Here is a 9,665-nt window from a genome sequence, read left to right as displayed (position 1 = left end):
AAGGGCAAGTTCGCGGTGCGCGCGCGCGTCACCGGCAACATCGGCATCTATCATCTGCAGGGCTGCCCGAGCTATCCCGCGACCACCGAGCCCGATCGCTGGTTCTGCTCCGAGGACGACGCAAGGGCCGCCGGCTTCCGCCGCGCCTTCAACTGCCGCGCGCCGAAGAAGTGAGTCACAGGTGGTGGTGCGGCGCTCAGCGGCTCACGCGCCAGATCGTGCCATTGCCGTCCTCGGAAATGAGGAGGCTGCCGTCGCGCGCCACGGTGACGCCGACCGGCCGGCCCCAGACCTCGCGGTCATTGAGGACGAAGCCGGTGACGAAATCCTCGTATTCGCCGGTGGGCACGCCGTCCTTGAGGCGGACGCGGATCACCTTGTAGCCGGTGCGCTTGGAGCGGTTCCACGAGCCGTGCTCCGCCGCGAAGGCGTCGCCGCGATACTCCGGCGGGAACAGATTTCCGTCGTAGAACGTCAGACCGAGCGAGGCCGAATGCGGCTGCAGCAGCACGTCGGGCACGGTGATCTTGCCCTTGAGGTCCGGGCGCTCGCCGGCATGGCGCGGGTCAGGGTTGTCGCCGATGTAGTACCAGGGCCAGCCGTAGAACCCGCCCTCCTTCACGCGCGTGACGTAGTCCGGGACCAGATCGTCGCCGAGCCCGTCGCGTTCGTTGGTCGAGCACCACGGCGTTCCGGTCGTGGGCTGGATGGCGAGGCCGACGCAGTTGCGGATGCCGGTGGCGAACAGGCTGCGGTTGTTGCCGTCGGGATCGAACGCGAGCACGCCGGCACGGTCGGCCTCCCCGCCCCAGGCCGCGCCGAGCGGGTGCGCCTTGATCCAGGCACTGATTCCGCCGGCAGGCTCTCCCAGCGCCTCGCCGACATTGCCGACGGAGCCGACCGACACCAGCATGCGCTTGTCGTCCCTGGTGAAGACAACATCGCGGGTCGAATGGCCGTAGCCGGCCGGCAGATCGGGCACGACGACCTGCAGCGGCCCATGCGCCTTCATGTCGCCGGCACGATAGGGAAGGCGCATGACGCGCTCGGTGCTCGCGACATAGACCCATTGCGGATCGGCACTCGGATAGAACGCAATGCCGAAGGGATGGCCGAGCCGGTCGGCGAAGATCTCGCTCGACGCGACCTTGCTGCCGTCCTCGCTTGGGCGCAGCACGCGGACGCGCCCTGCCCGGGTCTCGGCGACGAAGATGTCACCATTCGGCGCGGTGCGAATGATGCGCGGCCCGCTCAGCCCCTCGGCGAACAGCGCGATCTTGAAACCGTCGATGACCTTCGGTACGGCGGAGGCCGGTCGTTGCACCACGCGGGAGACGTTGGCTGCGGACGCCGTCGCACCCGGTTTGGGCAGGTCTTCGGGACGGATCAGCCTGATCGTGCCCGGTGCATCGCCCTGCCAGCTGCCGAACGCGTCCTTGCCTTTGAGCACCGCGGGCTGTGCTGTCGCCGCAGCCGTCACCAGCGCGCTCAAGGCGGCCACGATAGCCGTGCTCATCCGTCTCGTCATGCAGTCCTCACGCGTCTCGATCGGCCGTCAGCCTGCCCTGGTGCCGGCCCAGGGATCACGCGTCGCGGCGATGGGACGCGTTCACGACAGCGCCCCGAGCACGCCGCGCGTCGCCTGGTCGATCTCCTCGACATAGCGGCGGCGCGCGAAGGACTCGGTCAGGAAGCCGATCACCTTGCGGCTGTTCTCCGACTCCAGCACGGCCAGCACCTCGGCGCCGGAATCGTCGAAGATCTTCATCGCCGTCTTGACGTTCATTTCGGGCAACAGCGCGACATCGAAATATTTCGCGAGCTCGACCACCTGGATCTCGTCGGCAATGGAATCCAATTCGCCCGAGAACAAATCGGGCAAGGAGACCAGCCCGCAATAATCGTCGCTGTTGTTCACCACCACCACGGCCTGGCGCGTGCCCAGCGCGAACTCGCGCCGGCAGGCTGCGATGCTCGTCGTGGTCGGCACCTTCCCGACGTCGGAGCGCATCAGCCGCTCGACCGTGAGGTTGCGCAGCCAGCCGACATCGTTGGCGCTGCGGATGGTCTCGCCGCGCAGATGCAGGCGCCAGGTCGAGAACGAGTGCCCGAACAGGACGCGGACGCATACCGAGGTCACGATGCAGGCGGCCAGCACGACGGCGGTGACGTCGACGCTGCGGGTCATTTCCAGCACCAGGAACGACATCGTCAGCGGCCCGCCGACGATGGCGACACCGAGCGTCGCCATGCCGGTGAGCATCGCCACCAGCGGGTCGATCGCGAGCCCGAGGCCGGCCAGCGCGAGCAGGCCCGCAAACAGCTTGCCGAGCAGACTGCCGACGAACAGCGAGGCGAAGAACAGACCGCCGCGGAAGCCCGAGGCCAGCGAGATCAGGCAGGCGGCGAGCTTGAGCACGATGATGGTGGCGATCATGCCGACCGCCATCTCGCGATGCAGGTCGAGCAGCATTGCGCCGTGGCCTGCCGCCAGCACCTGCGGCGTCACGATCGCCATGGCGCCGACACAGACCCCGCCGATCACCGGGCGCAGCCACACCGGAATGCGGACGAACAGCCGCTCGACCGTCGGCGAGGCACGCATCACCACGATGCCGATGCCGGCGACGAGGAGCGCCAGCACGAACAGCGCGATGTATTGCTCGAAGCCGACCGCGCCGACCTTGGCGACCTCCAGCGAATACGGCGCGCCGGCGAGATATTGCGAGGTCAGCGCACCCGCCAGCGAGGCCGCCAGGATCGGCGCCGCGCTGCCGACGGAGTAGACGCCGACGATCAGCTCACAGGCATAGAACGCCCCCGTGATCGGCGCGCCGAAGGCGGCCGCAATGGCGGCGGCCGCACCGCAGCCGAGAATGAGGCGCATATCGTTGCGGCGGAGCGTGAGATACTGCCCAAGCAGCGAGGCGACGCCGGCGCCGATCTGGGTGTAGCCGGCCTCGAGCCCGACCGACGCGCCGGAGCCGTTGGAGACCAGGGTCTGGCCGCTCACCACGATGCTGTCGCGCATCGACAGCCGTCCGCCGCGCAGCGCATTGGCCTCGACGGGGTCGACCGCGGCCGCGATCTTCCAGCGCCGCCGCAGCCATTCCATCATGCCGAGCGCAAGGCCGCCGCAGGCGGGCGCGATCAGGGCGACCACCGGGTTGACCCAGGTATGAGCGCTGAGCCGGACGTCGATCGGGATGCCGTAAATGACCACATGCGCGACTTGCGCGATCAGGCTCATCACCGTCACGATCGCCCCCGTCGCAACGCCGATCACCAGGGCCAGCGGTATCAGGTAGAACTCATTGCTGCGCAGCAGTGCCCGCAGCCGCGTGACCACCCGGTTCGAAGCCTTGCGATCGATGATATGCGACAGCGTCGACAGCACGGAGAGCCATTTCTTCTAAGATGAGGCCTCGCCGTGGCAATAACCCGTCGCAACTAGCGGAACAAGCGCGAATTCCTTTCCGGTCGAAACGTGGTTGACTGGTCCGGAAAGTGGAACCGCCGCGGCTCGCGCGATCCTGCGCCTTAACTGCGCCACCGCCAAAATCACAAATTGCCGGAGTAAAGACGACGGCGCCCGCCGCGGGAATCTCCGCAGCGGGCGCGCACCTCAGATCGAGGAGATATACCGTTCAGACCCGCTCGATGATGATCGCGGGTGCCATGCCGCCGGCCGCGCACATCGTGACCAGGCCGCGCTTGAGATCGCGCCGATCGAGCTCGTCGAGCAGCGTCCCGATCAGGATGGAACCGGTGGCGCCGATCGGATGTCCCAGCGCGATCGAGCCGCCGTTCACATTGACCTTGGCGCGGTCGAGCTCGAGGTCGCGGATGTACTTCTCGGCGACGACGGCGAACGCCTCGTTGATCTCGAACAGGTCGATGTCATCAAGCTTGAGCCCGGCCTTGGCCAGCACCTTGCGCGTCGCCGGCACCGGGGCGTTCAGCATCAGGGTCGGGTCATCGCCCATATTGGCCATCGCCACGACGCGTGCCCGCGGCTTCAGGCCATGGGCCTTGGCATAGGACGGCGACGCCAGCAGGATCGCCGCCGCACCGTCGACGACGCCGGAGGAATTGCCGGCGTGATGCATGAAATCGATCTCGAGGCCGGGATAGCGCTGCAGGATCAGGTTGCGATAGGTCGTACCCTTCTCGTCCAGCGCGTAGTCGGCGATCGCCGGAAACGCCGGCTTCAGCCCGGCCAGCGCCTCGGCCGTGGTCTGCGGCCGGGGGTATTCCTCGTGGTCGAGCGCGAGGCTGCCGTCCTCGCGATGCACCGGCACCAGGCTCTTCTTGAAATGGCCGGCAGCGATCGCAGCCGCCGCGCGCTTCTGGCTCTCCAGCCCGAGCGCGTCGACGTCGGCGCGGGTGATGCCTTCCATGGTGGCAATGGCGTCGGCACAGACGCCCTGGTGCGACTGCGGATGCAGCGCGCGCAGATGCAGATTGCCGGCGTCCATCATCAGCGGCCCCTCGCCGCGCCGGCCGTCCATCGACATCATCTCGCAGCCGCCGGCGACGACGAGGTCCTCCTGCCCGGCCATGATCGAGCTTGCTGCGATGTTGACGCTGGTGATGCCGGAGCCGCAGAAGCGATCGAGCGTGACGCCCGAGGCGCGGATGTCGTAGCCGGCGTCGAGCGCCGACATGCGGCCGAGATCGCCACTCTGCGGACCGCGCTGCGACGAGCAGCCCCAGATGACGTCCTCGACGTCGCAGGTATTGATGCCGGTACGGTCGGCCAGCGCACGCAGCACCGTGGCGCCGAGATGCTGCGGGTGCAGCCCGGCGAGCGCGCCCTTTCCGGCCTTGCCAATGCCGCGCGGCGTTCTGCAGGCATCGATGATGAGCGCGTCGACCATGGTGTTTCCTTTGCCCGATATTGTTGTGAGCTGACAGCCGCGCAGCATCTCGGCGCCCGCACGCCTCTCTTTGCTGTCGCATAGCATTGCGCATGCGGTCTTCACAACGGCGCTTGAAGCTGCCGGCGCATGACCAAAACGCACGCCACGGCGTTGACGCAACTCACCTTTCCGTCGCACGAACAATTCCGCAGATCGGCGCGCTCGGGCTGCCTTCTCGCAGACTGGTTGAAGAGCAGCCCATCTCGCCCAGTCGCGCTGCAACGCAGCTCGAACGGAGGGTCTCAGCAACGTTAGCAGTTGGACTGCAGAGCATTGTCCAAACAAGCGAACTGACCGTTCACCCAATGCTTCTTGTCATGCTCCAGAGGCTGCAACATCCTCGAACCCAGGAACTGACTGGGATCACGGCGGTCGGCTGCCCCGCTGCAATGCGGACGCCACACGGCTCCGGATCGGGAGCACGCCATGATCACGACGCCACGTTGTGAGGTCGCCTGATCTCTCCATCGTGGCGTGACGATAGCAAACACGAACGATGCCGGAGCCTGGCAGGCAACGCCTGCCCGCGACCACGGCCATTCCGAGGAGGACGCTCTGATGATGAGACGAGATCTGCTGGCCACCATGGCCGGACTGGGAGCGGCGACGGTGCTCGGCGCCGTCCCTGCGCAAGTTGCTGCCCAAGAGGGCAAGATCCCCAGCATTCCCGGCCCCGATCCGGCCACCCGGACGCCGAGCTTCAAGGCGCCGCCAGGCAGCGTCGATACCCACACGCACATCTTTGGGCCGGCCTCGACCTATCCGTTCTCGCCCACCCGCCCCTACACGCCGCCCGATGCGTCACTGGAGATGTTCCGGGCGCTGCACGCCAAAATCGGTGTCGAACGCGCCGTCATCGTCAACGCCACCGTCCATGGCACGGACAATCGCGTCGTCACGGACGCCATCGCGCAGAGCAACGGCAACTACAAAGGCGTCGCCAACATCAACGCGGCGATGTCCGACGCCGACCTCACGGCGCTCGGCAAGGCCGGCATCTGCGCCTGCCGGTTCGCCTTCCTCCGCCGCCTCGGCGGTGTCGGCGACATGAACGTCTTCCGCACCCTGGTGGACCGCGTCGCGGCGATCGGCTGGCACGTCGACATTTATCTCGAGGCCGGGACAATCCAGGAATTCGTGCCGATCCTGAAGGCGCTGCCGGTCACCTATGTGATCGACCACATGGGCACGATCAGCGCCGCCAAGGGCATCGACGATGCGGAGTTCAAGGCGCTGCTCGACCTGCAGGCCAGCGACGGCAAGTGCTGGATCAAGATCACCGGTCCCGAGCGCGCCTCGGCCTCCGGACCACCGTTCCACGACGCCGTGCCGTTCGCCCGGAAACTGATCGAGAATGCGCCCGATCGCGTCATCTGGGGCACGGACTGGCCGCATCCGAACGTCAAGATCATGCCCAATGATGGTGATCTGGTCGATCTGATCCCGCTCTACGCCCCGGATCCGGCCATGCAGCGAAAGCTGCTTGTCAGCAATCCCGAACGGCTGTTCAAGTTCGAGCCCAAGAGCTGAGTCACCGCCAGCTGCAACTTCGAGCCCTTCAGCGACAGGACCGATCATGACTGCCACGACCCTCACCGCCGACAGCAAGGCAGGCGCCCGCCGCGGCTGGTGGAAGGAGCTTTGGGTCCAGGTCATGATCGCGATGGCAGCGGGCATCCTGCTCGGTGCCGTCAAGCCGGATCTCGGCGCCCAGATGCAGCCGCTCGGCGACGCCTTCATCAAGGCGATCCGGATGCTGATCGCGCCGATCATCTTCTGCACGGTGGTCAACGGCATCGCCCACATGGCCGACATGGCCAAGGTCGGCCGCGTCGCGATCAAGGCGCTGATCTATTTCGAGGCGATCACGACGCTGGCGCTGATCATCGGCTTGACCGCGGTGAACCTGTTTCAGCCCGGCGTCGGCATGAACATCGACCCGGCGACCATCAACTCCGCGACCATCGAGCCCTATGTCAAGCAGACCGCTGCGGTCGGCTTCGTGCCGTTCCTGCTCAACATCATCCCGCAGACCTTCGTCGGCGCGTTTGCGGAAGGCAACATCCTGCAGGTGCTGTTCATCTCGGTGATGTGCGGGTTCTCGCTGATCTGGCTCGGCGACCGCGCCAAGGCGGTGACGGATGTGATCGATGTCGGCGGCAAGATGATCTTCGGCATCGTCAAAATCGTGATGTGGGCGGCCCCGCTCGGCGCCTTCGGCGCCATCGCCTTCACCGTCGGCAAGTTCGGCTTGGGCTCGCTGTCCAAGCTCGGTCTCCTCCTCGGCAGCTTCTATCTCACCTGCGTCATCTTCATCGCGGTGGTGCTCGGGCCCATCGCCGCCTTCACGGGCTTCAGCCTGTGGAAGCTGATCCGCTACATCCGCGATGAGGTCCTGGTCTGCATCGCGACCACGTCGTCGGAGACCGTGCTGCCGCGCATGCTGGTGAAGCTCGAAGCGGCCGGTTGCGAGCGCAGCATCGTCGGCCTCGTCATCCCCACCGGCTATTCGTTCAATCTCGACGGCACCTGCCTCTATCTTGCGACCGCAGCGGTGTTCCTGGCGCAGGCGACCAACACTCATCTCGACATCAGCCACCAGATCGGGCTGCTGCTGATTTTGCTGGTGACATCGAAGGGCGCAGCCGGTATCGCCGGCGCCGCCTTCGTCGTGCTGGCCGCAACGCTCGCCGCAACTGGGACGATTCCGGTCGCCAGTGTCGCGCTCGTGCTCGGCGTTCATCGCTTGATGTCGCAGGGGCTGACGCCGACGAATTTGATCGGCAACGCCGTGGCCACCATCGTCATTGCCCGCTGGGAAAATGCGCTCGACAAGACGCGTCTCCAGCAGGTGCTCGATGGCGAAGCCGGCAGCGAACTGACCGAATCAGTCTGATATCAGCGAGGCGACCGATGGACTGCGCAGCTACCATCCTGAGGCAGGCCGTCATTGTCGCTTTCGTCGCGTGCGCGACGCTCGCTCCGGTTCGAAGCTATTCCGCTGATGTCGACGTGGCACGCACTCTCGCGCCGACCGGACATCTGCGCGCGGGACTCTATCCGGGCACGCCGACATCGATCCTGCCCGACGGGACCGAGAATCCCCGCGGCGTCGGCTACACCATCGGCAAGGAAATGGCGCGCCAGCTCCATGTCGACTACGAGCCGGTCGTGTTCGCCAAGAACGCCGAGGTGCTCGAGGCCGTCAAGACCGGCGCGGTCGACGTCGCCTTCACCAATGCTTCGCCGGCGCGCGCAAAGGAGATGGATTTCGGTCCTGTCTATCTCGAGATCGAGCTTGGGTATCTCGTGCCCGACGGCTCCCCGCTTTCCGACGCCGGCGATGTCGACGCGAGCGGCCGCAAGATCGGCGTCACGACCGGCAGCACGTCGGATGCGACGCTCGGGCGCGAGCTGAAGAACGCGACGCTGGTCCGGGCGCCGACCTTGAAGGATGCGGTCGCCATGCTGACGAGCCGCCAGATCGATGCCTTCGCCACCAACAAGGCGACGCTGTTCGAGATCGCCGAGCAGGTGCCAGGATCGCGCGTGCTCGACGGGCGCTGGGGCGAGGAGCGCCACGCCATCGCGATCCCCAGGGGCCGCGACGCCGGGCTCGACTTCCTGCGCAGCTTCACGGCCGAGATCCAGTCGTCTGGCCTCGTCAGCGCCGCTGCTGAGCGCGCCGGACTGAAGGGCATTGTGTCGCCAGGGAAATCGCCCTGACGCGTCGGCGCGCAGTGCCGCCGGGGATCGCGGTGTTCTCCGCATCGGACAGCGACAGACTGCGGATCAGTGCGACACCGACGTGAGAAGCGAAGCGCATCGCCAAGGGCCTCTCACAATGACGCGCTGAAGTCCGAGATGAGCGCGTCATCCTGAGATACCGCCGCTATCTCGTTTCAGCCGGTCACCGAGAAACGTCAGTCGTGAATTGACATCATTTACATAGACACCGATTTGCTTTCGCCGCATTGACGCCGATCAAACGGCGCATGACCTAAAATTAATAGTTATCTCCTTTCGCATGAGTGGTGCGCTCGGCTAATGAAAGCGCAACGGCGGCGGACTGATCTCGCAGCGTCGTCCAGCAAGAAACGATCTGAAACTACGGAGTGAGCGCCTGCGGACAACAGTCACGCCGCGTCGTTCGTGTGTGTGACGATCACTCGACGATCACTTGGCGAATACTTGGAGACGATCATGAACAAGCAGCTTCTGCTCAAACTTCACCGCTGGATCAGCCTCGTCTTCGCGCTGCCGCTGCTTGTCATCATCGTGACCGGACTGATCCTCTCCCTCGAGCCGATGGCGCAGGTCGCTGCCGTCAAGCCGCAGAGCGTCGATCCGGCGCGCGTGATCGCGCTGATCAAACAATACGATCCCGACGGCAAGGCACGCGGTCTGTCGATCGACGCCTCCACGCAGCATCTGACCTTGCAGGGGGTGCCGGGCGCCGAGGTCGACATCACGACCGGCGCCGCGGTCGAGAAGCCCGCGATGGCGAGCGTCTTCCTGTGGGCGCGCAGGACCCACGAGCATCTGATCGGCATCCCTGGCCTCACCTTGATCTCGACCATCGCCATGATCAGCATCATGATCATCGGCATCCTGATGGGACTGCCGCGGCTGCGCAACACGCTGTCCGGCTGGCACAAGGGCACGGCCTGGTTCACGCTGCCTCTGATTCTGCTCAGCCCGCTCACCGGACTCTGTCTCGAGCTCGGCCTGACCTTCGCAGGC

General features: G+C 65.9%; 7 protein-coding genes and 1 pseudogene. 5 read left to right on the top strand and 3 right to left on the bottom strand.

All coding sequences use genetic code 11. The features are described from left to right. Window positions 1–174: pseudogene (locus QX124_RS31720) on the top strand (thermonuclease family protein); the annotation flags it as partial. A 22-nt stretch (window positions 175–196) separates the two neighbouring features. On the opposite strand, the gene QX124_RS31715 reads toward QX124_RS31720, so the two are convergent. From QX124_RS31715 to QX124_RS31705, 3 genes are all read right to left on the bottom strand, one after another. Further along, entirely contained in the window at window positions 197–1,528 is a 1,332-nt protein-coding gene (locus QX124_RS31715) for a sorbosone dehydrogenase family protein (protein ID WP_315779483.1), read from the bottom strand. 81 nt (window positions 1,529–1,609) lie between these two features. Then, on the bottom strand, window positions 1,610–3,397 hold the full coding sequence (locus tag QX124_RS31710) for a chloride channel protein (RefSeq protein ID WP_315799295.1): 1,788 nt from the start codon (window positions 3,395–3,397) through the stop codon (window positions 1,610–1,612). A 250-nt stretch (window positions 3,398–3,647) separates the two neighbouring features. Then, complete coding sequence (locus QX124_RS31705) at window positions 3,648–4,880, bottom strand: acetyl-CoA C-acetyltransferase (protein ID WP_315799294.1); 1,233 nt, start codon at window positions 4,878–4,880, stop codon at window positions 3,648–3,650. Between the two features lie 600 nt (window positions 4,881–5,480). Between QX124_RS31705 and QX124_RS31700 the strand changes: the two genes are divergently transcribed. The 4 genes from QX124_RS31700 to QX124_RS31685 form a co-directional block, all read left to right on the top strand. Continuing rightward, the gene (locus QX124_RS31700) at window positions 5,481–6,452 is read left to right on the top strand and encodes an amidohydrolase family protein (protein ID WP_315799293.1); all 972 of its coding nucleotides are present in this window, start codon (window positions 5,481–5,483) and stop codon (window positions 6,450–6,452) included. Window positions 6,453–6,498: 46 nt separating this feature from the next. After that, window positions 6,499–7,818 carry a C4-dicarboxylate transporter DctA gene (gene dctA / locus QX124_RS31695; protein WP_315799292.1) on the top strand — a complete coding sequence of 440 codons (1,320 nt, stop codon included), beginning with the start codon at window positions 6,499–6,501 and terminating at the stop codon, window positions 7,816–7,818. A gap of 116 nt (window positions 7,819–7,934) precedes the next feature. Next, window positions 7,935–8,648, top strand: coding sequence for an ABC transporter substrate-binding protein (locus QX124_RS31690; RefSeq protein WP_315737110.1), 714 nt, complete (start codon window positions 7,935–7,937; stop codon window positions 8,646–8,648). Window positions 8,649–9,125: 477 nt separating this feature from the next. Next, the coding region (locus QX124_RS31685) for a PepSY-associated TM helix domain-containing protein (protein ID WP_315799291.1) at window positions 9,126–9,665 on the top strand (540 nt) is incomplete at its 3' end.

This window comes from Bradyrhizobium sp. SZCCHNRI3043 (assembly GCF_032377735.1).
Lineage (GTDB): Bacteria > Pseudomonadota > Alphaproteobacteria > Rhizobiales > Xanthobacteraceae > Bradyrhizobium.
The sequence above is the reverse complement of the archived record's forward strand: the minus strand, read 5'-3'. Positions and strand labels throughout refer to the sequence as shown.